Source organism: Bacillus sp. SIMBA_074 (assembly GCF_046534555.1).
Taxonomy (GTDB): domain Bacteria; phylum Bacillota; class Bacilli; order Bacillales; family Bacillaceae_G; genus Bacillus_A; species Bacillus_A mycoides.
In genome coordinates this window covers 1-304 of record NZ_JAWRYM010000304.1, presented here as the reverse complement: position 1 = coordinate 304, position 304 = coordinate 1, and the positions used below count along the sequence as shown (strand labels likewise).

Sequence of the window (304 nt, the reverse complement as noted above, 5' to 3'; positions counted from 1 at the left end):
CAGCTCCGCGGCATCCTGCACCCGCGCGTCATCCAGCACGCCGGCGCCGAGCGTGTCGCTCGCCGCCTCCAGGGCCGGCTGCAGCACGTCCTGCAGGGAGACGACCGGCGAACCGTCGGCCCCCTCGTCCACCAGTTGCGGAGCCTCCAGCAGCACGACGGCCAGGTCGGCCGAGACGGCGCCGACGAACGTCGCGACGACCGCCTGCGCGCCGGCCGCCACCTCCGACCCCTGGCCGAGCAGCGGGGTGAGCGGGGCGCCGGTCGGCAGCACGCGGGCGAGCGCCTCCGCGGCGGCCTGGGCC

General features: G+C 78.3%; 1 protein-coding gene. It reads right to left on the bottom strand.

Annotated features, from left to right (window positions below):
* On the bottom strand, positions 1 to 304 hold a 304-nt coding region (locus SB773_RS30950), incomplete at both ends, for a hypothetical protein (protein ID WP_410594073.1).